This is a genomic window from Collinsella sp. TM09-10AT, from assembly GCF_003436275.1.
Taxonomy (GTDB): Bacteria; Actinomycetota; Coriobacteriia; order Coriobacteriales; family Coriobacteriaceae; genus Collinsella.
The window spans coordinates 23,474-47,954 of record NZ_QSOP01000019.1; the positions used below are offsets into that span (position 1 = coordinate 23,474).

A 24,481-nucleotide genomic window follows, 5' to 3' on the forward strand; every position below is an offset into this window, starting at 1 on the left:
CGCGAGCGACGAATGAACGCCAAGATGGGGTGGCTCGTAAAGCCGAGCGGGTTAGTTGAGCCTAAGGGCCTTCTGGATGGGCAGGTAGAGGGCGCCGACCAGAATGGCGTTAAACACGGCGGTCATGGCGACGACGGGCAACATGGCTGCGGCGAGCTCGCTCACCACGCCGAGCATGGCCATCTTGATGACCATGAAGATGACGCCCGAGACAAAGGTGGTCACGAACGTTGCGACGATGGCGACGGCAGGCTTAACCTGGCCTCCCTTGGCGGCGGCGTTGACGATGAGGGCCATGAGCATGGCGGCGATGCCCTCGGCGGCAAAATCGACAAACGGCGAGGTGGTGGTGATCTGGATCACGGCGGCCGAGATAAGGCCGATGACGAGCGCCTGACCAATGTTGGGGCGAACGACCAGGATGGTGAGGCAGAAGGCCGAGATGATGAACTCGGGGCTAATCATGCCGCCCGAGATGCCCGAGATGGCCTTGCCGACGGTGAAGTTGAGAATGAAGCCGGCGGCAAGGAGGATGGCGAGCAGGACAAGGGCACGGATATCGAGCTTACCGCGGTCGGCGGTCTGGACGGTGCGGGGCTGGGCGGTGGTGTTCTGAGACATGGTGAAAATCCTTTCGGAATGGGAGTGCAAGAGAAAAGCGGAGGCGCGTGATGCGAATGCGATCGGGCTCGAGATAGAAAAAGGCCCCCGGTCGAAACCGGAGGCCTTCCAATCACCTAGAGCTAAAAAACAGGCGTGAGGGACTCACTGTCGACCGATCGTATTCGCATCACGCCACCACCAGTTGTTGAGAGAGTTCATCGTGTTCTTCATGTTGGTGGCTCCTTTCGTGATGCCGTGGCGCGGTCGCACCTAGTTGCTGTTGCGCTGCACTATAGCACAGCGAAGTGTGTGCGGGGAAATCTTTTTTAAAAAGATTTCAGGCGGGTTTCCCGCCGGTCAAAAGAGCGGGCTAAGCGGGCGAGGCTGCCATTGCTGCCTTGCCCGCTCAGCTAGGACGTTACTCCTTGTTGCGACGGTAGAGGAAGTAACCACCGGCGGAGATGACGGCAACGCCAGCGATGGCGAATGCAGCCACCATGCGGCCATCAAAACGATCACCGGTGGTGGGCAGGCCGCCCTTGGTGTTCGTTTTGTTGGTGGTTACTGTGGTTGTGGTGTCCGACTTGCCAGGCTTCTCAGGCTTGGTGGTGGGCTGCTCGGGCTTAGCGGGCTGCTCGGGGGTGCCGGGCTGCTCGGGGGTGCCGGGCTGCTCGGGGGTGCCGGGCTGATCCGGGGTGACCGGATCGGTGGCAAGAGCATCCTTGGCGTAAGTGATGGACACCTTGAGGCCGTTGGTCTCGGTGTTCAGGTCGCTCGGGGTGAAGGGCTCGTCAAAGTTTCCGGCCTTCTGATAGGCGCGCATCTCCTGGAGCAGGGCCTTGCACTTGACGTAGGTGTTCTCGGTGGCAGCCTTGCCGGCCTTGTTGGCCAGAGCGGTGCGGCCCTCGGTGGTCGTCTCGGCCAGCATGGCGGCGTCGACTTCCTTGTTCTGTTCGATGAGCTCGTTCTGGAGTGCATCGAGGTAGGAGCGGACGCTGATACCAAGGGTATCGGGATTCTCAAAGCAGAGGGAGCTGATGTCCATGAGGACGTAGTTGATGGAGTTCTCGGGCTCCTCGTTGTTCACGATGTCCGTCTCTTTGCAGTGGTCGAAGGAGACGGTCTGGTCGCTGAAATACGGGCTAACCTCGGTAATCAGCGCGGAGTAGAAGGGGATGGCGACGGAGTACGCGGCGCGGGAGAGCATTTCCCACTGGATTGTTGCAACCTGGGGATCAAGACCGTTGCGAACCTGGAAGACGTGAATCTCGGTGTTGCGCTCGGTGCCGATGGCGTAGGCACCGTCAGTGTTGGCGTTAAGGCCCGGGGTATTCTCGCCACGGTTACCGAGAGAGCGAATCATCTCAAAGGTAGTCCAGTCTTTCTTTCCGGGCTGGAAGAACAGCGGCTGCATCTCGTGGACCAAGGCGCCGGTCGTGGCGCGAGCCTCTTCGCGCTCGTCCTTGACGATCTCGTAGTCGGTGCCCTCCTGGAGCTCGTTGCCAAAGTAGTTACGGCCCTGGACGTAGCGGGTCCACTGGTGCATACCGGAATTCTGAATGGTCTCGCCATAGGTTGCGGCGACGTCGAACTTGCCGTCGGTGTACTCGGCAAAGCCCTTCTCCTTAGGCATGGACTCGATGCCCTCGGAGTGCAGGCAGTTCTCGGGGTCGTTGAGGTCGACATCGTAGTTGAGGTTGCCGATGTTGGGGTTGATCGAGGCGACGTCGTCGGCGAGCTTCATGCCGATCCACTGGTGACCGGAAAGCGCGGCAAATAGCCAGGTCTCGTTGTTGTCGGCGATGATGATCTGGTCGTTGGAGCAGACGCCCTGCTCGTCAATCAGGCTGCCGAGGAGCTCGACGCCCTCGCGGGCCGTGGCGCTCTCGCCCAGGATGACGCTGGCGTAGTTGTACTCGCCGATGCCGGTTTTAGTCAGGGGGTCTGCTGTCTCGGCATCTGCATTCATACTGGTGCTTAGCGTGGCGGAGCAGGATACGCCCTTCTCGTTGATGCCTGCTTCAGAGTAGGCATCCCAGCGGTTGTCCCACTGGGAGGGATGGTCGCGTACATAGGTGTAGCGATACGTGGTCTTGGTCGAGGTGTACATGAACGAAGACTCGTCCGAGCTGTACGTATGTCCCGGGCCGTGAGAGGGCTCAATGCCAAAGTGCTTAAGATAGCGCGGGCCATAGTCCTCGGAACGGCCGTAGTACGTGTTGCCGTCGGCCGTAAGGTTTTTGCCCATGTAGACCTGCGTGCAAGCGAGTGCAGAGGTCGGCATGGACATGATGGTTGCAGCTCCAAATGCAAGGCCTATGCCAAGCTTCTTGAGCGCGTTGACGGGGCGAGTTTTCCTCATTTTCCCTCCCAGCGTGCGAAAGCCCTCTGTCGCCAGAGGGCTTCAGCCAATAAAGACACCTCATTAGCGTAACGAACTGGAAACAATATTCATCTATGAAAGAAACTTACTCGATAAGCGTGATGAAATATGCGATGAGCGGTTAATCGTACTCAGTTTGCAGCTTTACTTTAATAAAGACGCCCTGTAATTACTGTAGCCGAATAAAGTAGCTGGGAATGCCCGAAATGAAAATCCCCCGCTGTTTGACGAATGCATAAACAGCGGGAGAGGCGATAACTGGATGAATATCATACCAATGTGGATTTACTTCTTTCGGCGGTGAATCACGTTGATGGCGTAACCGACGAGCATGGCCAAGACGATGACAATAAAGCCGATCAGGGGATTGTCGTTCATGGGGTCCTCCTATTTTCCGAGCGGTGAGAATTCGTCGACGATGAGGTCGAGGCATTGCGGAAGCGCGCGGGCTCCAAAGACGCCCGAATTGCTGGAGATAATCTCGCCATCGAACTGCATGCCCAGCGACGGGGTGCAGGTGATCTTGGCTTCCTTGGTCTGGATGATCTTGAACTGCGGGCGCCCGAGTACCTTGCCGGCGGGGTCAAGCGCAGCGGTGATCACAGTAGGCAGCAGCTGCACGGTGCGCACGGGTTCGATGACCGCAATATCGACCATGCCATCGTTCATGCGGCAGTCGGGGAACAGGTTGATGTCGTTTTGGATGACCGAGGTATTGCCCGCCATGCAGCAGATGCCGTCGAGCTCCTCGACAATGCCGTCGTGCTCAATGGTAAAGCGCGCCACCGTGGGGTTGGGCGTGGCGAGAGCGGAGAGGAAGTAGGCGATCTCGCCGATGTCGTTTTTGGTGGGAGCGGCCTTCATCATGATCTCGGCGTCGAAGCCCGAGCCGGCGATGATGATAAAGCCGTGGCGCTTCTCTCTGCCGTTCTCGTCGAGCCAAAAGAGCTCGCCCATGTCCACTTTGACCGTGCGACCGGCGCGGCAAGCCTTGGCAAGCGCCGCCGCCTCAGGGGCATTGCCGATGTTGTTGAAGAACAGGCAGGCCGTGCCGGAGGGGAAGACGAGCGTGGGGACGCCGCATCCGCGCATCTGGTCGAGCACGTTGGAGACGGTGCCGTCGCCGCCCGAAATCACCACGCGATCAAACTCGCGCACGTCTGCCACGGCGTCCTCGGGTTCCATGCCATCGCCGATAAAACGCATCACGACCTCGTCGCCGCCCTGCGCGAGGGCGTGCGTGAATGCGTAGATTTCATCTGAGCTGGGGCCCGATGCCGGGTTGTGGATGATAAGGCAGCGCATACTTACGTTCCCGTTCTGTGACTAACCGAGTATAGTTGTAAGACAATGCCGTTATCCTACCCGTGTTTTTCGGGCCTAACCTTATTCGATGGGTTGATATGTACATTTCCACACATCAGGCTCTACTCGACTTTTGTCAGCGCGCCCGTGAGTTTGACGCGATTGCCGTCGATACCGAGTTTTTGCGCGAGCGCACGTTCCATCCGCGCCTGTGCCTGGTCCAGATTGCCACTCCTGCCGAGAGCGTCGCGGTTGATCCGCTGGTGATCGACGACCTGTCTCCCTTGGCCGAACTCATGGCCGACGAGAGCGTGACCAAGGTGTTCCATGCTTGCTCGCAGGACATGGAAGTTATGCTTCATACCGTAGGCGTGTTGCCGCGTCCGATTTTTGACACGCAGGTGGCCGCCGCCTTTTTAGGCGAGCGCCAGCAGATTTCCTACGGCGCGCTCGTGCAGACGTTTTGCGGCGTCTCGCTGCCCAAGACTGAGTCGCTGACCGACTGGTCGCGTCGCCCGCTGACCGATAAGCAGATTGAGTACGCGATCGATGACGTCAAGTACCTGATCGTCGCCTATACCGAGATGATGAGCCGTCTGCGCGAGCTGGGCCGCGTGGACTGGGTACTCGACGAGTTGCGCCCGCTGGCTGACGAGTCGCACTATCGCGCCGATCGCCACGAGGCGTTCCGCAAGGTCAAGCGCATCAATTCGTGCAGCCGTCACCAGCTGGGTATCGCGCGCGAGCTCGCCGCCTGGCGCGAGGACCGCGCCGAGCGCCGTAACATCCCGCGCAAGTGGGTCATGTCCGACGACACGCTGCTTGCGCTCGTTAAGCGCAATCCCGTCCGCGTTGAGGAGTTCCGTAGCATTCGCGGTACCGACCAGCTGGGGGAGCGCGACGTGGACGGTGCGCTCATGGCCATCAAGCGCGGCGCGAGCTGCCCGCACGATCGCCTGCCGCTCATGGTGCGCGGACACCGTCAGATCTCGCCGGAGCTGGAGAGCGTGACGGACCTGATGTATGCGCTCATCCGCTTGGTTGCCGAGCGCTCGGGGGTGGCGACCTCGGTCATTGCCTCGCGCGATGACCTGGCCGATTACATCGAGCATCCTGAGCAAAGCCCCCTGCGCGAAGGCTGGCGTTTTGAGCTTGTGGGTTCGCGCCTGGACGATCTGCTTTCCGGCAATATGGGGCTCACCGTGAAGGACGGAAAGATTGAGTTGTTATAGGTATATAGTTACGCGGTTTTACCAAACCGCGTAACAGCTCGACGCTGCAAACGGCCGAGAGCGAGCAATCTGACGTTCAATCGTCGCTCGCGTACCAAAGTACGCGTCGCTTCTCTTTCACGTCACCTTGCTCGCTCTCGGCCGTTTTCGCTGACATTGCCAAAACATCGATGTTGATTTGCCTGCTGGGCGAGTGGGTAGAATGCCTCCAACGTGTAACTCGATTTGGAGGAATTCGCATGCCCTATTACTATGGATATGGCTTTGGCATCGACCCGCTGTACCTGCTGGTTGTTCTTGTCTGCACGGTGCTTGGCCTTGCTGCGCAGAGCTATATCAATTCGACGTACAAGACGTGGTCCAAGGTTCGCTCGGACGGCGACACGGGTGCCACGGTCGCTCGCCGCATGCTCGACGCCAACGGTTGCAACGCCGTGGGTATCAAGGGCGTCGCCGGTGAGCTCACCGACCATTACAACCCGCAGGACAATAACCTGTATCTGTCGGATTCCAACCGTTCGGGCGGCTCGGTCGCAAGCGTTGCTGTCGCTTGTCACGAGGCAGGCCATGCCGCGCAGCGTCAAAGCGGCTATGCCATGATGAAGGTACGCACCGCCCTCGTGCCGGTCGTCAACTTTACCCAGAACACTTGGACCATCGTGCTGCTCATGGGCCTGTTTATGAACATCGCGGGACTCACGACCCTCGCACTGATCTTCTTCTCGTTTAGCGTGCTGTTCCAACTGGTTACGCTACCGGTCGAGATTGATGCTAGTCGGCGCGCCGTGGCGTATATTGAGCAGTCGGGTATGAGCTCCCAGCAGGTCAACGGTGCCAAGAAGGTGCTGACGGCCGCCGCGCTTACCTATGTGGCTGCGGCGCTCACCTCGATTATTCAGCTGCTCTATCTTATGGCTCGATACAACAGAAACTCCAACCGATAACAAATTGGGTCGCTGGGCGCCGCGGGGATTCGTGTCCTCGCGGCGCTGTACTATGTGTTGGACTTGAATTTGCGCAGGGCCGAAGCCCTTGTGCACGATGACGAAAGGAGGCTGCGTGGCAGGCTGGAATCTAACCGGCAATGCCGTTTCCGCCGAGTTCGACGGTTCGGACGAGCAGGAGCGTAAGGAGCTCAGCGTGAGCCAGGCGGTAGAGATCGCCGCCGGTGCGCTCGATGCCATTCCGCAGCTGAGTGTCCTGGGCGAGGTCACGGGTTTCCGTGGTCCCAATGCCCGAAGCGGCCACTGCTACTTCCAGATTAAAGACGACTCGGCCGCCGTCGACTGCATCATCTGGAAGGGCGCCTATCTCAAGCGTACCTTCGATCTGCGTGACGGCATGCAGGTGAGCTTTAAGGGCAGCTTCAATCTCTATAAGGCCACGGGCCGCATGAGCTTTGTCGCTCGCTCGTTTTCGCTGGCGGGGGAGGGTCTGCTGCGTCAACAGGTGGCGCAGTTGGCCGAAAAGCTACGCCGCGAGGGACTGATGGACGAGTCCCGCAAACGCCGCATCCCGGTGTTTTGCTCACGCGTGGCGGTCGTCACCTCGCTTTCCGGTGCGGTAATCGACGACGTCAAGCGTACGCTGCGCCGTCGCAACCCGCTCGTCGAGCTTGTCTGCGTGGGCGCCAAGGTTCAAGGCGAGGGTGCGCCGGCCGAGCTCATTGATGGCTTGCGCCGCGCCGCTTCCATTACGCCGGCGCCCGACTGTATTTTGCTGGTGCGCGGCGGCGGCTCCTTTGAGGACCTCATGACCTTTAATGACGAGGGGCTTGCCCGCGCGGTGGCGGCTTGTCCTGTGCCCGTGGTGACCGGCATTGGCCATGAGCCCGATACCTCGATTTGCGACATGGTGAGCGACCGACGCGCCTCCACGCCCACGGCGGCGGCAGAATCGGTGGCGCCGGCTATGACGGAGTTGGCCGATGTGCTCGAGGCGCGCCATCAGCGTCTGGGTGCCGCGATGGCATCGATGATTGGGTCGGCCCAGGTCGACCTGGAGATGCTCGATCAGCGCGGTCGCCGTGCCTGGGATACCTATACGGCTCGCTTGGGTGATGCGCTCGATGCCGCTGCGTGTCGCCCGTGCCTCAACGACCCCACATTTATGGTCGAGCGTCGCGAATCGGAGCTTGCACTGACTGCCGATCGCCTGTCGGGCGCCATAGTACGCTCGGTCGGGACATTCCGCTCCAACTTTGAGCGCTTGCCCGAGCGTCTGATTACAAGCACCTCGGGGCTCGATGGTAAGCGCCATGCGCTCACGCTTGCGAGTTCCCGCCTAGAGCATCAAGGGCGCACGATGCTCAGCAAGCCAGCGTCCGACCTGAGCCGTGCGGCAGCGTCGCTCGATGCCCTGTCGCCGCTCAAAGTGCTTGCTCGCGGCTATTCCATCGCGTACAGCGATGATGGTGTGGCTACGAGTGCCAAGACCTTTAAGCCTGGCGACGCCATTCGCGTGCGCATGGCAGACGGCAACGTGGCAGCAACGGTCGATACGGTCGAGTAGACCGCGTTTCGCAGTGATAGACCCTTAGGAAAGGAAACAGATATGGCAGAGAAGACCCCGGTCGAGCAGCTTACGTACAAGCAGGCCTCGCAGGAGCTGGAGCTCATCATCCGCAGCCTGGAGTCGGGCGATATGGAGCTTGAGGAGTCGCTCGAGAGCTACACCCGCGGCGTCGAGCTCCTCAAAAGCCTGCGCACCCGCCTGTCCGATGCCGAGCAGAAGGTCTCGGTGCTCCTTAAGGACGTCGACGGCAACGATGTGCTCGCCGACGGCGAGGCCGCCAACACCGATGATAACCTTTCGTTCTAAGCATCTCGACCAAATATAATTACCTTGGTCTGTAAGAAAGGAACCAGCTATGTGCGATTGCATCTTCTGTAAAATTGCCAACCACGAGATCCCCTCGACCGTTGTCTATGAGGACGACCAGGTCATCGCCTTCGATGACCTCAACCCGCAGGCGCCGGTCCACACGCTCGTGATCCCTAAGAAGCACTACAGCGACATCGCCGACAACGTACCCGCCGAGACCATGGGCGCCATAGCTCACGCCATCCAGGAGGTCGCCAAGGCCAAGGGTCTGGAGGACGGTTTCCGCGTCATCTCCAACAAGGGCGTCAACGCCGGCCAGACTGTCATGCACTTCCACATGCACGTCCTCGGCGGCAAAAACCTGGGCGAGAACCTCATCTGAGGGCGCTTGGCCCGTCGACTTGGCTGCCTTTGGAGTAATCTATGCAGCTTTCTCAACTCGAATACCTTCAAGCGGTAGCGAACTATGGCGGCGTGCGCAAAGCAGCTCGCGCCGTTCATGTGAGTCCGCAGGCCGTTTCGTCGGCAATCAAAAAGTTGGAATCTGAGTATCAGATTGTTTTGCTCGACCGATCGGCGGGGGAGGCTGTTTTGTCTCCGGCGGGCAGAGAATTTGCGCGTCGTGCGCGCGTGATCCTGGCACAAGTCGACGATCTCAAAAAGTACGTTCAATCGAGGGGCGGCGGCGTTTCGCCCGATGGCCACTTTCGTCTTTACGCCCCCTGCCTTCATGGGCGGGGGCGCCTTTTTGCCGAAAGCTGGTATGACTCGTTTGAACGCTCGCACCCTCAGATTCACCTTGATGTGTGGCATCAGCCAACGGCTACATGCTTTGAATCACTTGTGCTTGGCATTTCGGATGCGGCTATCTCATTCGAGGAACCACGGGACAGCGTCCTTTCTTCAAAATATTTGGGTGAAAAGGAGCTCAAGGTTCTTTCATGCCCAGCGGGTCATCAATCTGTGGGCGCCATGACCATTCGCGAGTTACTGGGCGGCAGGCTCGCTGTTCCCATTAATTTGTCACCCTGTCTCAATGCAATCAATCAATGTCCCGAAGCCCAGCTCGTCAATTTTCGCTTCCGTGATGTTGAATACGGAAACAGGGCGCAGACTGAGTTTCTTCAAGCCGGGGGATTGATATTGAGTTTTTCTGGCTCTTCTCTCGCATCAGATGTATTGGAAGTGAGCGAGTGCTCCATTGAAGGTTCGCGTGATGTAACCTTGCCTATCTACTTTTGCTATCGGCAAAATTCCTGGACTGATCGACACCAGACGGTTTTTCTGCACCTATTGCGTCATCTTGCTTCGTGAGATTAATTGGCTTCGAGGCATCAAGTGATTATTGACGCCTTGTAACACATAGCTGACAGCTTTGCCCTCATGCTTTTCCAAGATTCCGATTTAGATTGCTGACTCTTGGAGGGCGGAGCATGAAAAACCGTACGGTTTTGCTTTATATGACGTTCGTTTTTCTGTCGAACTTCAGCACCATCTTGTTTTTTCTAACTGTCTACCTTGAGTTCGTCGGATTCTCGATGGTGGCGATTTCTAGCATGATGATTGCATACCAAGTGAGCAAGTTCATCCTTGAAGTTCCCACTGGCTATATTGCTGATAGGTTTGGACGAAAGACAAGCGGTCTCGTTGGCGTCGCAGGAATGCTTGGATACTACGCCGCCCTGCTTCTCGTCCGTTCTCCCCTGCTTTTAATCGGTGCGTTCGCTCTTAAAGGTTTTGCCGTTGCATGTGTGAGCGGATCCATAGAAGCGATTTTCATTGACAGCGTCTCTCAGGACCAGCTCGTAAGACTTAATGTCGTTGAGCGATTTGTTTTCTATGCCTCTTATGCCATCTCCGCTTGCGTGGGCGGTTTCATTTCGTCCGTCGGTGCATATCTCATTGGTCTTTCGGCAGATATCATCGCAATGGTGTTGACGTTGGTTGTCGTTGTCTGCATTCCTGAGATGCGAAGAGGGGGCACTGCGACGACACCTGAACATGGGATTAGCCCGAAGATGATCGGTGCCGCTATTGCGGGTAATGGCATTCTTCGTTCAGCGTTCATCATGGACTGTTCTCAGGCATTTGCTTTTGTCGCCCTGGAAGACTTTTTCTCACTGCTGCTTGCGGGTCGCGGAATGAATGCCGTCGCTTCGGGTGTGACCATTGCGGTTCAGCTCCTTGCCTCGGCCTCCATGGGACTTATTGTGCCCTGTGCGATTGCTCATGTCGACAAGGGCCGCTTTGCGCGTATTTGCGGCATCGTGCGTCTTTTCCTGACAGCTCTGTTTTTGATTCCCTTAACTCCGGTTTATTTGCTGCCCGTGTTCTATGTGCTGCAGACGGTCGCGTACTCGTTATTTGCTCCAATTAAATACTCAATTTTTCAAAAAGCAGCCGATCCTTCGATGCGCTGTTCACTGATTTCGGTTCAAAGCCAGATGGTGGCGGTGGGTGCCATCCTTTTCTATCTGTTCAACGCTGCGTTGAGCGGCATCGCGGGCATTCGAGTCATATTGCTTGTCGCGCTCGGGATTTCTTCCCTTGTGTATATCCCCGCGTTATTTCGTCTTACAAGCCAGAGGACATGAGTATTTAGGCACCGATAACTTATATATCAACGCAATAAACCCGAGCGCGAGGGCGTTTGGGTTTATTATTGAAGCGTATGTAACCTGGCGGCGCCACACCGCCTGTTAGTAGGGAGACACATGAACGTTCTGGTCGTCAACGCAGGATCTTCGACCCTTAAGTATCAGGTCATCGATACCAAGTCCCATAAGGTGTCCGCAAAGGGCTCCTGCGAGCGCGTCTGCTTTACCGGCGGCACTTTCACCCATGCTGCCAACGGCTCCAAGAAGGTGACCGAGAACATCGAGTTCCCCGACCACAAGGTCGCCATCGAGGTTGTCCTGAAGGACCTCGAGGCCAACGGCGTCAAGATTGAGGGCATCGGCCACCGTATCGTTCAGGGCGGTTGGTACTTTGGCGATTCCTCCCTCGTCGACGAGGATGTCCTCGCCAAGATCCGCGAGGTCGCTCCGCTCGCCCCGCTGCACAATAACCCCGAGGCCAACGTTATCGAGTACTGCCTGGAGCAGTATCCCGACCTGCCCAACGTCACGGTTTACGACACCGCTTTCCACTTCAACATGCCCGAGGTCGCCAAGACTTACGCCCTGCCCAAGGACGTCTGCGACAAGCTGCACATCCGTAAGTACGGCGCCCACGGCACCAGCTACCGTTACATCTCCAAGAAGGTCGCCGAGATGACCAACGGCGAGGCCCGCAAGGTCGTCGTGTGCCACATCGGTTCCGGTGCCTCCCTGTGCGCCATCGAGGACGGCAAGTGCATGGACACCACCATGGGCTTGACGCCGCTCGACGGCGTTATGATGGGCACCCGCTGCGGCTCCATCGACCCGGCTACCGTGTGCTACCTGCAGCGCGAGGGCGGCTACACCTTCGACGAGGTCGACGAGATGATGAACAAGAAGTCCGGCCTTTTGGCTGTGACCGGCGGCAAGACCAACGACTGCCGCAATGTCGAGGAGCTCGCCGCCGCCGGTGACCCCGAGGCCCAGCTCGCCTTCGATATGTTCGTCTACAAGATTGCCGCCAAGGCCGCCGAGATGGCCACCTCCATGTGCGGCATGGACACCCTGGTCTTTACCGCCGGCATCGGCGAGCACGCTCCGGCCGTCCGCGCTGGCGTGGCCGACCGTCTGGCCTTTATGGGCGTCAAGATGGACCATGCCCGCAACGCTCTGCGCGGCGACGGCGCTTGGTGCCTGTCCGCCAAGGATTCCAAGGTCAAGATCTTCGTCATCCCTACGGACGAGGAGTTCATGATCGCTTCCGACGTCGAGCGCATCGTCAACGGCAAGTAATTGCAAGAGGGGAGGGGCTGGACGACCGAGCGCCGTTCAGCCCCTCTTCTGTCTCGTTGAGCGATATGCCTGATAGCTATTTATCAAGTTGTGATAACTTCTTATTAACATGCGGCCGCCTTAAGGGGTCTGCGCCGACCGTATCGCACTGCAAAGGAGTCTCATGAACGTACTTGTTGTCAACGCCGGCAGCTCGAGCCTTAAATATCAGCTTTTGGATACCGATACCCGCGAGGTTTTCGCCAAGGGCAACTGCGAGCGTATCGGCTCGGACATGGGCATCTTTGGCCACTCCGAGAACGGTGGTGCCAAGCAGACCGAGGAGATTCCTTTTCCCGATCATCGCTGCGCCATTGCGCGCGTGCTCGAGGAGCTCGAGAAGACCGACTTTACGATCGATGGCATCGGCCACCGTATCGTTCAGGGTGGCTGGCACTTCGATGATTCCGCGGTCGTCGACGATGAGGTCATGGCTAAGATCCTCGAGGTTGCTCCGCTCGCCCCGCTGCACAATTACGGCGAGGCCGCGGCAATCGAATATTGCCGCGAGAAGTATCCGGAGCTGCCCAACGTGGCCGTCTTCGACACCTCGTTCCACATGACCATGCCCGAGGTTGCCTACACCTACGCACTGCCCAAGGACGTGTGCGACAAGTACCACGTGCGCAAGTACGGTGCCCACGGCACGAGTCACCGCTATGAGTGGATGATGGCCAAGGAGATCCTGGGCTCGCGCTGCCACCGCCTGCTCTCGTGCCATTTGGGCAACGGCGCCTCGCTTGCCGCCATCGAGGACGGTGTATGCCGCGATACCACGATGGGCCTCACGCCGCTCGACGGCCTGATGATGGGCACCCGTTGTGGTTCCATTGACCCGGCTACCGTGTGCTACCTGCAGCGCGAGGGCGGCTACAGCTACCAGGAAGTCGATGACATGATGAACAAGCAGTCTGGTCTGCTTGCCATCTCGGGCATCTCCAACGACGCCCGTGACATCCGTACGCGCGCCTCCGAGGGCGACGAGCGCTGCCTGCTCGCCTTCGATATGTTCGCCTACAAGGCCATGCAGCAGGCCGGCTCCATGATCGCTTCCATGGCGGGCGTGGACACCATTACCTTTACCGCCGGCATCGGCGAGAATGACTGGTCGATCCGCAAGGCCTTCTGCGACTGCTTCGAGTGGCTGGGCGTGCGCATCGACAACAACAAGAACCGCGAGGCCGTGGGCAACGGTCCGCAGGTCATCAGCGCCGCCGGTTCCGCCGTCACGGTCATGGTCATCCCCACCGACGAGGAATACATGATCGCCCACGACGTCGAGCGTCTGACCGCGAATAACTAGTGCGTTCGCTTGCGATTGAACGAAAGGCCTCCTGAGCAGCAGCTCAGGAGGCCTTTTTGCTAGCAGGCGGAAATTCCAGTCCCAAAGTGATCATCACCAGTAACGTCTGCGCTCCCAGCAACGACACCCATCCATTCAGATCCTCAGCCCCAGCTCGTAGCCAAGCCGCCGTCCACTCCAGATGCTCTGAATGCTTCGTAGCAGTAGAAGGCCGTACGGGCTAACCCCTGAAAACATTCCGCAGACCAGAAACGCCCCCGTTCGTAGCTCCGAAGGAGCAGAACGGGGGCGTTTCATTGGTCGAGGACGTTTTCAGGGGTTAGCCCGTACGGCCTTCGGGCGAGTGCGTCCGCTACTCAGCCATCTGAGCCTGGACGGCGGTGATGGCTACGACACCCACGATGTCGTCGGCAGAGCAGCCGCGCGAAAGGTCGTTAACCGGCTTGGCGATGCCCTGCAGGATGGGGCCGTAAGCGTCGGCGCCGGCGAAGCGCTGGACCAGCTTGTAGCCGATGTTGCCGGCCTCGAGATCGGGGAACACAAGCACGTTGGCCTTGCCGGCAACGGAGGAGCCGGGGGCCTTGAGCTGGGCGACGGTGGGAACGATGGCGGCGTCGAGCTGCAGGTCGCCATCGATGGCGAGCTCGGGAGCCTTCTCCTTGCAGAACTTAACGGCCTCCTGGACCTTCTTGGCGACCTCGCCGCCGGCGGAGCCCATGGTGGAGTAGGAGAGCATGGCCACGTGCGGCTCGACGCTGCCCATAAAGGTGGACCAGGAGTGAGCGGAGGCGATGGCGATCTCGGATAGCTCGTCGGAGGACGGGTTGATGTTGAGGCCGCAGTCGGCGAAGATTAGCGTACCGTCGGTGCCGAACTGCGGGGTGTCGGTGCACATCACGAAGAAGGCCGAGACCAGCTTGGTACCCGGGGCGGTCTTAAGGATCTGCAGCGCGGGGCGCAGGGTGTCGGCGGTGGAGTGGCAGGCGCCGGAGACCAGGCCGTCGGCGTCACCCATCTTGACCATCATGGTGCCAAAGTAGGTGGCGTCCATCACCTGGGCGCGAGCCTGCTCGATGGTGACGCCCTTCTTGGCGCGGAGCTCGGCAAACTTCTGCGCGTACTCCTCGTGCTTCTCGGCATTGCGCGGATCGATGACGGTGGCGCCGGGAACGTTGATCTCGTCGGGGTTGCCCAGGATGACGAGTTTTGCCAGGCCCTCCTCGATGATCTTGGTGGCCGCGACGATGGTGCGCGGATCCTCGCCCTCGGGCAGGACGATCGTCTTAAGGTCGGCCTTGGCGGCAGACTTCATACGGTTAAGGAAATCGCTCATGTTACTCCTTACAAGCGTTTCACTAAGCTCCAGGCGCCCGGCTGTTCACGAATAAACCCGCTGCTAGCGGGTTTACCTTTCAAATTTGTACGCCGCGGTGCTTGAGCTTTCCTTGTGTGGCAAGCTCATTATAGGACGCATTAGCGCTATAATCACTCTGATAAATATGTCTCGAAGAATGTTCGAGAAAAGCCCAGCTAACGAGCCCGTGGCTTTTGACAAGGAGTATCGATGCAGATTACCTCAGGCCTGCCTGAAGGCTTTAACGCTGGCGCGTACGACATGATTGTCGTCGGTGCTGGATATGCCGGTGCCGTTTGCGCCCGCCGTCTTGCCGAGACCATCGGCTATCGTGTTGCCGTTTTGGAGCGCCGTAGCCACATTGCGGGCAATGCCTATGACTGCACTGACGAGGCCGGAATCCTGATCCACGAGTACGGTCCGCATATCTATCACACCTTTAACGAGCGCGTGCACAATTTCCTGTCGCGCTTTACCAAGTGGACGGATTATCAGCACAAGGTGCTCGCCAACATCAACGGTACCCTTATGCCCGTGCCCTTCAACCATGCGAGTCTCAAGCTCGCCTTTGGTGATGAGCGCGGCGAGGAGCTGTATCAGAAGCTCGTGGAGACCTTTGGCAAGGATGTCAAAGTGCCCATTATGGAGCTGCGTAAGAAGAACGACCCCGACTTGGCCGAGGTCGCCGATTACGTCTACGAGAACGTCTTTTTGCATTACACCATGAAGCAGTGGGGCCAGACGCCCGACCAGATCGATCCCTCGATCACCGGCCGCGTTCCCGTCTTTGTGGGCGACGATGACCGCTATTTCCCGCAGGCTCCCTTCCAGGGTATGCCGCAGGACGGCTACACGGCGCTGTTCGAGCATATGCTCGACCACGACCTGATCGACGTGTTCTGCGACGTGGACGCCCGCGATCTCTTTGAGATCGACGAGACCACCGTCAAGATCGGTGGCAAGGTCTACGGCGGCGAGATCGTCTATACCGGTCCGCTCGATGAGCTGTTTGGCCTTGATCTGGGCGCTCTTCCGTACCGTACGCTCGATATGAAGTTCGAGACGCTCGATATGGATCAGTTCCAGCCCGTGGGTACCGTCAACTACACCACGAGTGAGGACTACACGCGCATTACCGAGTTCAAGAACATGACTGGTCAGGTCCTGCCCGGCAAGACCACCATCATGAAGGAGTACTCCAAGGCCTATACGCCCGGCTCGGGCGAGACGCCGTATTACGCCATTCTTGAGCCCGAGAACCGTGAGCTCTATGAGCGCTATCTTGAGCGCGTCCAGAACCTGACAAACTTCCACCCGGTGGGTCGTCTGGCCGAGTATCGTTACTACGATATGGATGCCGTGACCAATTCCGCCCTCGATCTTTCGGATGAGATTATCGCCTGCCATGCATAAAGTCATAACATTCGGTATTCCCTCGTATAACGCCGCCAAGGACATGGACCATTGCATCACCTCCATCTTGGAGGGGAGCAATTACGCCACCGATATCGAGATTGTCGTGGTGGACGACGGCTCCAAGGACGAGACGGCCGCCAAGGCCGACGAGTGGGAGGCCCGTTATCCTGGAATCATCCGCGCGGTGCACCAGGAGAATGGCGGCCACGGTATTGCCGTCCTTTCGGGTCTGCGCGAGGCGCAGGGCACCTACTACAAGGTTGTCGACTCGGACGACTGGCTTGACGGCGCTGCCCTTTCGACCATGCTGTCGATTCTGCGCGGCTTTGAAGAGCGCGACCAGCGCGTTGACCTGTTTATCTCGAACTACGTGTACGAGAAGGTTTACGAGGGTACGCATACGGCTATTGGTTACAAGTTTGCCCTGCCGCGAAAAAAGATCTTTACCTGGGACCAGATCGGCCATTTCCGTTTGGACCAGAATCTGCTCATGCACAGCCTGTGCTATCGCACAGATGTGCTGCGCGAGTCCAACCTGCCCATGCCACCGCACACGTTCTATGTGGACAACATCTACGCCTACGTGCCGCTGCCGCGTTGCAAGACCATGTACTACGCCGACATCGACCTCTATCGCTACTTTATCGGTCGCGAGGGCCAGAGTGTCAACGAGGCCACGATGGTCAAGCGTCTGGACCAGCAGTTCCGTGTTACGCGTATCATGATGGAGTCGTACCACCTGTACAGCGATGTCGAGTCGTCGCGTCTGCGTTCGTACATGATGGGCTACTTCACCATGATGATGGCGATCTGCTCGGTGCTCACCAAGCTTTCCGACGAGGATTGTGCCGATGAGCGCCTGAAGACGCTGTGGAAGGACTTGAAGGAGTACGACGAGCGCATGTATCGTCGCGCCCGCTACGGCGTGGTCGGATTCTTCACCAACCTGCATGGACGGGCCGGAGACAAAACCACACTCGGCCTATACCGTCTTGCCTCAAAGATCTTCAAATTCAACTAGTACAGAAACGCTCGGGTAACGGGGACCCCTGGTCCTTAACTTGCTACTTCGGACAGTCCTGCGCAAGACGGAGGCGCCACTGGCGCCTCCTTTGCGTGCGGAACTCGTATCAAGTTAAGGACCAGGGGTCCTCTGCTATGTCTCGCTTTATGTCAGACAGCTGAATTTGAAGATCTTGGACGTGCGGTACACAGGGGCCTGGGCTGAAAAAGATCTGGTTGAGCAGGTTGCCCGGTGGGGCTTGGTTGTGTTTGTCGCGAGTTCCGCATGCAAAGAAGGCCACTTAATGTGGCCTTCGTCTTGCATAGGACTGTAGAGCAGCAAACGTAATGCCCGCCCGCCTCCGACCGACGGACGAGTGAGATTACCTCGCGGCGCCGGGGATGCCGTGGGAGGTTTTGGCGTTTTTGGCTCCGTTTACGATGGCGGTTTGCAGGGCCCTTACGGCGAGCATGCCCAGCAGGTCTAGGGGAACGACGGCGCTTGCCTGGGCGCCCAGTTTGCCGCTGGCGAGGGTGTAGATGGTGTCGCCATCGTTGGTAGTGTGCGTGGGACGGATGGCGTGTGCGTAGGCGTCTGCGGCCATCTGAGAGACCTTGGTGGCTTGTGCCTTAGTGAGTTCCACGTTGGTGACGATGCAGCTGATGGTGGTGTTGGTGCGGTCGAGCGGCATCTGCATGGATCCGGCGGCGGCAAAGGCTGCGAGTTCCATGTCGACGATCTGGTCGCTATCGGCTGCGGCGCGCATACCGGCGACCCACTCGCCGGTGAAGGGGTCGACAACGTTGCCACAGGCATTGACTGAGACCACGGCGCCCACCTTGACGGGGCCGAGCGCCACGGCGGCGGCTCCAAGGCCGGCCTTCATGCAGGTGGCAGATCCCATGAGCTTACCTACGGTGGCGCCGGTGCCGGCGCCCACGTTGCCCTGCTCGAGCGAGGCAGGGGTGTGGTCCAGTGCCTCACGCACGGCAGCGATACCGGCCTCGATGTCGGGACGCACCGTGGGGTCGCCAAAGGCAAGGTCGAAGATGCAGCTGGAGCACACGATGGGCACCTGTGTGGGACCGACGGGCAGGCCGATGCCGCGGCTCTCGAGCTCGCGGGCCACGCCGCTTGCGGCCTCCAGACCAAAGGCCGATCCGCCCGAAAGGCAGACGGCGTGGACCTTGTCGACGGTGTTCTCGGGACGCAGCAGGTCGGTCTCGCGCGAAGCGGGGGCGCCGCCGCGAACGTTGACACCGCCGGTGGCGCCCTCGGGCGCTACGATTACGGTGCAGCCGGTGCCGGCCTTCTCGTCGGTATAGTTGCCATAGCAAAAGCCATCGACATTGCAAACATCGATGGCTTCGAGCAGTGTGTCCATGTTTTCTCCTATCGGTTTTCCGCCGGGCCTTATGCCCGGTCGGGATCCGTACGGTACGGCAAAATTGTAGGCGCTGGGGGATACCCAGCGCCAGATACAATTACGAGAGTTTTTGAATCGCGCGTGCGACGCGAGCGATGGGCAAGCCCACCACGTTGTAGAAGTCACCCGAAATATCGTGCACAAGCATGCGGCCGCCTGTGCCTTGGATGCCGTAGGCCCCGGCCTTGTCCATGGGTTCGCCGGAGGCAACATAGCGCTCGATCTGCTCTTCGGTAAGCTCATAGAACGTCACGTCGGTCACATCGACAAACGACAGGCTCTCGGCGGCATGCGGAGCTGTAGCGTCGCCGGCTTTAACGATGCAGACGCCGGTTGCGACCTGGTGCGTGCGGCCCGAAAGCTCGCGGAGCATGGTGCGCGCCTCGTCCCCGTCTGCCGGCTTGCCCAAAATTTGGCCGTCAAAGGTGACAATAGTATCGGCCGCGACGGTCAGTTCGTTGGGCTCGGCATGCTCGGCGGCAACGGCGGCGGCTTTGGCACGCGCCAAGCGCTCGACGAGTGTAAGCGGAGCTTCGCCATCAAAAGGCGTTTCGTCGATATCTGCGGGAATCACGCGAATGTCATAGCCCGCCTCGCGCATCAACTCGATGCGGCGCGGTGATTGCGAAGCCAAAATCATAGCTGAATGCCCTCGGCGACCTTCTCGACGGCCTTGTCGCCGGCGAGCGTGCGCAGCAGCTCAAGCGCAAAGGGGAGCGACTGGGCCATGCCGCTGGCGGTGATGATGTTGCCGTCTTGCGTAACCTTCTCGCCGGTATAGGCGCCTTCGGGGAAGCTTTTCTCAAAGCCAGGGAAGCACGTGGCGTGGCGCCCCTCGAGTAGGTCGAGCTCGCCCAGGATAAACGGGGCGGCGCAGATGGCGGCAACGTGCTTGGTCGCGGCGAACTCGCAGACCACGTCGCAGACGCGCTGATCGGCACGCAGGTTGGTGGCACCGGGCAAGCCGCCGGGCAGCACGACGCAGTCGTACTCGTCAAAGTTGATCTCATCAAAGAGCGCATCGCAGGTCACGGGGATCTGCAGCGAGCTTACGACCTCACGTGTGGGCATAATCGAGACGAGCGTGGCACGCACACCGCCGCGACGCATGACATCGACCATGGTCAAGCATTCAATAGTTTCAAAGCCATCGGCGGCGAGAACGGCAACGCTGGGCATGAGGGTTCCTTTCATAGGCGGCATACAATTAGCCGTCTTATACCCCGAAGACCTCCGCTTGCCACGCTCGATTTCTCAATGATTTATCTGAGCAATGATTGAGTGACTAGTTGCGCCTAAGGTGGACGACGGTCTCGCAGTGGAAGGTTTGCGGGAACAGGTCGACTGGCGTGATCTTGACGGGGGAGAAGGTGCCTTCTTCGACAAAGCGTTTGAGATCGCGCGCCAGGGTGGCCGGGTCGCAGCTCACGTAGGCGACATCGCGAGCACTCGTGCTGGCGATAAGGTCGATCGCCTCGGGGGCGAGGCCTGCGCGCGGCGGGTCGACCACCAAGACGTCGGCATCCTGGTCGGGGAACTCGCGCACCGCGTCTCCGCCAATGACGTCGACGTTATCAAGCTTGTTGATCTCCAGGTTACGGCGCAGGTCGCGCACGGCCGGGCCGTAGGCCTCGACGGCGGCGACGAAGTCGCAGCGGCGGGCGAGCGGCAGGGTAAAGGTTCCGGCGCCGCAGTACAGGTCCACGGCAAGCTCGTCTTCTTGCGGGTCGAGCGCTTCCATGACAAGCTCGATCAAAATCTCAGCACCCTTGGTGTTGACCTGGAAAAAAGACGGGGCGGACAAGCGCATCTGACCCTCGGCGATATTCTCGGTCCATGAGCCCTCTCCGGCGAGCATTTCGACCTTGGAGACACGGCGGGCCTTCTTTTCGCCCTTGCTCATCACGCGCACGATGCTCGTGGGATGAGCGGCGTCCGCCAGCACGCGGGAGACCTGCGAGCGCGGAAAAGAGCCTGTAGGCGTCCAGAGTGCGACCTCGAGTGCCTTGGTACGGCGCGATGCACGAATGCCCACGCGTTCGAGTCCCAAGTCATGGCTGCCGCTTAGATAGTTGAGTGCGCCGACGACCGATTTGAGCGCCTTCGGGAAGCGCTTATCGAACAGCGGGCACGCATCGACGGTCACGATTTTGCTGGGGTCGACACCGTGCATGCCAAGGCGCACGCGACCGTTGACGACGGTCGGTTCGAGCTCGATTTTATTGCGGTAGCCCCAGTCGTCCTTGGTGTGGCAGATGGGCTGTACCAACTCATCGACCTGCTCAGGAGCGAACTTGCCGATGCGCTCGAGCGTGGAGCGCAGGTTTTGCTCCTTGGCGGCGAGCTGTGCCGTGCGTGAGAGATTGCCCCACGAACAACCGCCGCAGATGCCAACGAAGGGGCAGGGGGGCTGAATGCGATCGGGGCTCGGCTCCAGAATCTCGGTCGTGCGGGCGCGCATGAACGACTTGCCGTCCTGTACGACCTCGGCCTCGACGGTGTCGCCTGCCACGGCGCCCTGCACAAAGACGGCCTTGCCGTTGTCGGCGTGCGCCAGCCCGTCGGCGCCGTAGGTCATCGATTCTATAGTGAGCTTCATATCCCTGCCTGTCATTCGTGTTGTTGCTCGCACCATGGTAGCAGGGAAAAGCGCCCCGCATCCGAGGCTTTCCTCAAATGCGGGGCGCTTCTACAAACTGCTTCTACAAACGACTATTTCGTCTTGCCGGTAATGAGCGTCTTAAGACCCAGGCCGATCAGGCCCAGGCCCATGCGCACACGACCGGGGCGATGGCGCTCGATGGCCTTGGTCTTGCCGGCGGGCTTATCGCGACGGGCGCTCGTCTCGGGTGCGGGCTTAGCTGCCTGCGGCTCGGGCTGAGGTGCAGGTGCGGGCTCGGGCTCAATGACGGTCGCCTGGACCTTCTGAACCTCGGGTGTGGCCGGCTGCGGCTTAGGAGCAGGGGCGGGCTTTGCCTCAATGACGGGCTCGGGCGCGGCCTCGGCGTTGCGGTAGGCACGCTCCAGCAGGGCTTCCTGCGAGTTGAAGGGTTTCTCACCCTCTGCGCGCTCCACGGGGACCCAGGTGCCGTCGCTCGTGAGGCTGCGGGCCTTCACGTTGTCGCGCAGCTGCATGCTCATGTACTCGTGCACCAGGGCGCGGCAGGTGGGGTCGAGCACGGGGAAGGCGATCTCCACGCGGTGCTCGGTGTTGCGTGTCATCATGTCGGCCGAGCTCAGATAGATCATGTCCGAGTCCACGCCAAAGGCGTAAACGCGCGCATGCTCCAAAAAGCGTCCGACGATAGAACGGACATGCACGTTCTCGGTCTTGCCAGGAACGCCCGGCTTGAGGCACGAGATGCCGCGGATGATCATGTCCACGCGGACTCCTGCGCACGATGCCTCGGCGATCTTGTCGATGACCTCGCGGTCGGTGAGCGAGTTGAGTTTAAAAAACACGCGGGCGGGCTCGCCGGCGAGGGCGCGCTGGATCTCGCGGTCAAGCCCGCGCATGATGAGCGGTTTCAGTCCGACGGGCGCCACACCCAGGAAGCGGTAATCGCCGCGCAGGTTGCCCAGCGACAGGTTGCGGAAGAACAGGTTGGCGTCCTCGCCGATGCCGGGGTGAGCGGTCATGAGCATAAAGTCGCTGTAGAGTTTGGCCGTCTTCTCGTTAAAGTTGCCGGTGCCCAGCAGCGTCAAGCGCGTTAGCGCCATGCCCTCGCGATAGGTGAGCTGGCAGATCTTGGAGTGGCACTTAAAGCCCTCGGAGCCGTAGATGACGGTGCAGCCGGCCTCTTCCAAGCGCTCGGCCCACTCGATGTTGTTCTGCTCGTCAAAGCGCGCGCGGAGCTCCATGAGCACCGTGACCTCTTTGCCGTTCTCGGCGGCATCGATCAGCGACTCGCACAGGCGGCTCTGCTTGGCCACGCGGTAGAGCGTGATGCGCAGTGAGATGCACTCGGGGTCGTAGGCGGCCTCGTGCACCAGATCCAGGAAGGGGTTCATGGCCTCATAGGGATAAAAGAGCAGCTTGTCGTGCTGAAGTACCTGCTCGCGGATGGAGCGGGTCATATCGATGGTGGGGTTGGGCTGCGGCTTAAACGGCGTAAAGAGCAGCTCGTTGCGCAGGTGCTCGGGAATCTTGCCCTCAATGCCAAAGACGTAGCCCAGGTCGAGCGGGATATCGCAGGTAAAGACAGAGCGGCGCGAAAGCTCGAGCGCCTTGCGGATGGTCTTGAGCGTCGCCTTCTCGAGCGACCCCGAGACCGCGAGCACCACCGGCTGCAGGCGCAAGCGTTTCTTGAGGATGCGCTTCATGTGCTGACGGTAATCCTCTTCCTCCTCGACGCCCTCGCCGTCCGGGTCGATGTCGGCGTTGCGGGTGACGCGGATGAGCGCGCGGTCGAGCGGCTTATAGGAGCCAAAGCAGCTGTCCAGGCAGGCGAGGATGACGTCCTCGAGCAAGATGTAGGAGTAGGTGCCGGTGGACGAGGGGACCTCGACCACGCGGTTCATCGAGGTGGGAATCTCGATAAGGCCCAGCAGACTCTCCTCGTCGGTGACGCCGTCCAGGCCGCAGGCCAGGTAGAGTGCGCCGTTGCGCAGGTTGGGGAAGGGGTGGCGCGGGTCAATCACCAGCGGTGAGATGACCGGCGACACGTAGGCCTGGAAGTAACGGGTTACAAAGGTGCGCTCCTCGGGCGTAAGCGAATCGATGCGGGCGCGGTGAACGCCCAGGGTGTCGAGCTTGCCCTCGATGCTCTTAAAGATGGACTCCCATCGGGTAAGGAGCCCGGGCATTTCGGCCATGACAGCATCGACCTGTTCGGAGGCGGTCATATTGCTCTTGTTGTCGACAGGCTGTTTTTTGAGCTCTGCCAGATCGGACAGGCCGCCCACGCGCACCATGAGAAACTCATCGAGGTTAGACTCGAAAATCGACACGAACTTTAGCCGCTCGAACAGCGGAACGGTCTCGTCGAAGGCTTCGTCAAGCACACGGTTGTCAAAGCGCAGCCAGCTGAGCTCTCGGTTCTGCGTGTACGAGAAGTCGCGCGGCGGCTTACGCAGCTTTGCAGCGGCTTGCTTTTTTTCGATTTTGCTCGGCATATGCATCTGTCCGTTCAGTCCCCGTGGGGGACGGTTGCCTAACACTATTCACTATTGTCTCAATTTAGTCGACCTATGGCACGGACGTATCGCGTGAACGGTATCTTTACCTACTTCTTACGCTGACAAGCCATAGAGCTGACGCCCTTCGCGTTGTGAAAAACGGTCTATATCCTCACTCAACTGGTGAGTATGTGTGAATAAGAATGATAGGTAGCTGAATATCATCGAATACAGACAGAAACACGAACAAGCGTCATTTATATACATAAAACCGTTTTAGATATGCAATTCTTAATCGAAAGATTGGAGTTGTGATTGCGAATGATTTTTAAGAAAAAAGAGCATTTACCTTAGAAAAGCTACTTTAGAACGCCGAAGTGCATTATGGGGGAATCATATTCGATATACCGTTCATCGAACTTTGTTGACCGTTCGGGGGCGAGGTGGAATTGCGGGTGATATTTGGATATAACTAGAGCTGTCAGCAAGCAGCACCCGTTACGGAAGGGTGCTGAGAGATTCGGCCGAAAGGCCCGAAAGAAAGGTAGGAGGCCATGACGAAAGGTCTGCACGTGCCTTCCGA

20 protein-coding genes are annotated in these 24,481 nt (G+C 59.3%); 11 read left to right on the forward strand and 9 right to left on the reverse strand.

All coding sequences use genetic code 11. The annotated features are described in order from the left end of the window. Nucleotides 1–51: 51 nt before the first annotated feature. The 3 genes from DXD77_RS08120 to DXD77_RS08130 all read right to left on the reverse strand — a co-directional run bounded on the left by DXD77_RS08120 (nt 52) and on the right by DXD77_RS08130 (nt 4,291). Nucleotides 52–621: a hypothetical protein gene (locus DXD77_RS08120; protein WP_117564393.1), complete on the reverse strand. Its 570-nt coding sequence runs from the start codon at nt 619–621 to the stop codon at nt 52–54. A 400-nt stretch (nt 622–1,021) separates the two neighbouring features. Next, nucleotides 1,022–2,965 (reverse strand): C69 family dipeptidase, encoded by a 1,944-nt coding sequence (locus tag DXD77_RS08125; RefSeq protein ID WP_117564392.1) that lies wholly within the window; start codon nt 2,963–2,965, stop codon nt 1,022–1,024. Between the two features lie 408 nt (nt 2,966–3,373). Further along, on the reverse strand, nt 3,374–4,291 hold the full coding sequence (locus DXD77_RS08130) for a diacylglycerol kinase family protein (protein WP_117564391.1): 918 nt from the start codon (nt 4,289–4,291) through the stop codon (nt 3,374–3,376). A gap of 98 nt (nt 4,292–4,389) precedes the next feature. On the opposite strand from DXD77_RS08130, the gene rnd reads away from it, so the two are divergent. The 9 genes from rnd to DXD77_RS08175 all read left to right on the forward strand — a co-directional run bounded on the left by rnd (nt 4,390) and on the right by DXD77_RS08175 (nt 13,581). Beyond that, nucleotides 4,390–5,523, forward strand: a complete 1,134-nt coding sequence (rnd, locus tag DXD77_RS08135) for a ribonuclease D (protein WP_006234315.1) — start codon at nt 4,390–4,392, stop codon at nt 5,521–5,523. 239 nt (nt 5,524–5,762) lie between these two features. After that, complete coding sequence (locus DXD77_RS08140) at nt 5,763–6,467, forward strand: zinc metallopeptidase (protein WP_117564390.1); 705 nt, start codon at nt 5,763–5,765, stop codon at nt 6,465–6,467. 115 nt (nt 6,468–6,582) lie between these two features. Further along, entirely contained in the window at nt 6,583–8,034 is a 1,452-nt protein-coding gene (xseA, locus tag DXD77_RS08145; protein WP_369831501.1) for an exodeoxyribonuclease VII large subunit, read from the forward strand. 42 nt (nt 8,035–8,076) lie between these two features. After that, on the forward strand, nt 8,077–8,343 hold the full coding sequence (xseB, locus tag DXD77_RS08150; RefSeq protein ID WP_006234311.1) for an exodeoxyribonuclease VII small subunit: 267 nt from the start codon (nt 8,077–8,079) through the stop codon (nt 8,341–8,343). 49 nt (nt 8,344–8,392) lie between these two features. Continuing rightward, nucleotides 8,393–8,728 (forward strand): histidine triad nucleotide-binding protein, encoded by a 336-nt coding sequence (locus DXD77_RS08155; RefSeq protein WP_117564389.1) that lies wholly within the window; start codon nt 8,393–8,395, stop codon nt 8,726–8,728. A gap of 41 nt (nt 8,729–8,769) precedes the next feature. Then, on the forward strand, nt 8,770–9,660 hold the full coding sequence (locus DXD77_RS08160) for a LysR family transcriptional regulator (RefSeq protein ID WP_117564388.1): 891 nt from the start codon (nt 8,770–8,772) through the stop codon (nt 9,658–9,660). A gap of 119 nt (nt 9,661–9,779) precedes the next feature. After that, a complete protein-coding gene (locus DXD77_RS08165) occupies nt 9,780–10,940 on the forward strand; it encodes an MFS transporter (protein ID WP_117564387.1) in 1,161 nt (386 codons plus the stop codon). Between the two features lie 120 nt (nt 10,941–11,060). Further along, entirely contained in the window at nt 11,061–12,239 is a 1,179-nt protein-coding gene (locus DXD77_RS08170) for an acetate/propionate family kinase (RefSeq protein ID WP_006234305.1), read from the forward strand. Nucleotides 12,240–12,402: 163 nt separating this feature from the next. Next, complete coding sequence (locus tag DXD77_RS08175) at nt 12,403–13,581, forward strand: acetate/propionate family kinase (protein ID WP_117564386.1); 1,179 nt, start codon at nt 12,403–12,405, stop codon at nt 13,579–13,581. Between the two features lie 352 nt (nt 13,582–13,933). Here the strand turns inward: DXD77_RS08175 and pta are convergent, their stop codons facing one another. Then, nucleotides 13,934–14,914 (reverse strand): phosphate acetyltransferase, encoded by a 981-nt coding sequence (gene pta / locus DXD77_RS08180; RefSeq protein WP_117564385.1) that lies wholly within the window; start codon nt 14,912–14,914, stop codon nt 13,934–13,936. 231 nt (nt 14,915–15,145) lie between these two features. Between pta and glf the strand changes: the two genes are divergently transcribed. Beyond that, on the forward strand, nt 15,146–16,348 hold the full coding sequence (glf, locus tag DXD77_RS08185) for a UDP-galactopyranose mutase (protein WP_117564384.1): 1,203 nt from the start codon (nt 15,146–15,148) through the stop codon (nt 16,346–16,348). Next, a complete protein-coding gene (locus DXD77_RS08190) occupies nt 16,341–17,372 on the forward strand; it encodes a glycosyltransferase family 2 protein (protein WP_117648378.1) in 1,032 nt (343 codons plus the stop codon). The genes glf and DXD77_RS08190 overlap by 8 nt, the downstream gene beginning before the upstream one ends. 364 nt (nt 17,373–17,736) lie before the next feature. Here the strand turns inward: DXD77_RS08190 and DXD77_RS08195 are convergent, their stop codons facing one another. The 5 genes from DXD77_RS08195 to ppk1 form a co-directional block, all read right to left on the reverse strand. Beyond that, nucleotides 17,737–18,738, reverse strand: a complete 1,002-nt coding sequence (locus DXD77_RS08195; protein WP_117648379.1) for a P1 family peptidase — start codon at nt 18,736–18,738, stop codon at nt 17,737–17,739. Nucleotides 18,739–18,838: 100 nt separating this feature from the next. Further along, complete coding sequence (locus DXD77_RS08200; protein ID WP_117564381.1) at nt 18,839–19,420, reverse strand: nucleoside triphosphate pyrophosphatase; 582 nt, start codon at nt 19,418–19,420, stop codon at nt 18,839–18,841. Further along, nucleotides 19,417–19,959: a DJ-1 family glyoxalase III gene (locus tag DXD77_RS08205; protein WP_055287259.1), complete on the reverse strand. Its 543-nt coding sequence runs from the start codon at nt 19,957–19,959 to the stop codon at nt 19,417–19,419. Before DXD77_RS08205 ends, DXD77_RS08200 begins: the two co-directional genes overlap by 4 nt. A 106-nt stretch (nt 19,960–20,065) precedes the next feature. Further along, nucleotides 20,066–21,394, reverse strand: a complete 1,329-nt coding sequence (rlmD, locus tag DXD77_RS08210) for a 23S rRNA (uracil(1939)-C(5))-methyltransferase RlmD (RefSeq protein WP_117564380.1) — start codon at nt 21,392–21,394, stop codon at nt 20,066–20,068. A 98-nt stretch (nt 21,395–21,492) separates the two neighbouring features. Next, nucleotides 21,493–23,895 (reverse strand): polyphosphate kinase 1, encoded by a 2,403-nt coding sequence (ppk1, locus tag DXD77_RS08215; protein WP_233502358.1) that lies wholly within the window; start codon nt 23,893–23,895, stop codon nt 21,493–21,495. Nucleotides 23,896–24,481 lie beyond the last annotated feature (586 nt).